1 protein-coding gene is annotated in these 571 nt (G+C 70.6%); it reads left to right on the plus strand.

All coding sequences use genetic code 11. The annotated features are described in order from the left end of the window. The coding region (locus tag ADK36_RS28490; RefSeq protein ID WP_199830264.1) for an alpha/beta hydrolase at nucleotides 1-571 on the plus strand (571 nt) is incomplete at both ends.

Raw genomic sequence — 571 nt, forward strand, 5'->3', positions numbered from 1 at the left:
TGACGCCCGCGCCCTGTTCGACTCGCTCTACAAGCGCGCTGAGGCCGGTGAACTGGTCCTGCCGGGCGACCCGCCGCAGACGGTCACCCCCGAGGACCTCCAGACCGCCGCCCTGAGCTACATGTACGACCCGGCCAACTGGTTCGAGTTCGCCCAGGCCCTCGCCGACCTGGACGCCGCCGACCCGGCGGCGGCACGGTCCCTGCGGAAGTTCGGGGAGCCGACGGAGTACCCGGTCTACTCGGTGATGTGCCAGGACTACGACTTCGACGTCCCCTCCTACGGCACCCTCGCCCGCTTCGAACGCGAACTCAACCGCCGTGCCCCCGTCACCCGCTACAGCACGCTCGGCTGGACGGTGCAGACCGGCTGTCAGAGCTGGCCGAGCGACGTGTCCAATCCGCAGCGCCGGCTCCGTGTCGACGGCACCCCGCCGATCCTGCTGACGAACAGCCGCTTCGACCCGGCGACCCCGCATTCCTGGGGCTCCAACGCGGCCCGCCAGATCGGCCGTGAGGCCGTGTTCCTCACCTACGACGGTGTCGGCCACGGCGACTACTGGCTGAGCCCG

This window comes from Streptomyces viridochromogenes, assembly GCF_001270495.1.
Lineage (GTDB): Bacteria > Actinomycetota > Actinomycetes > Streptomycetales > Streptomycetaceae > Streptomyces > Streptomyces viridochromogenes_A.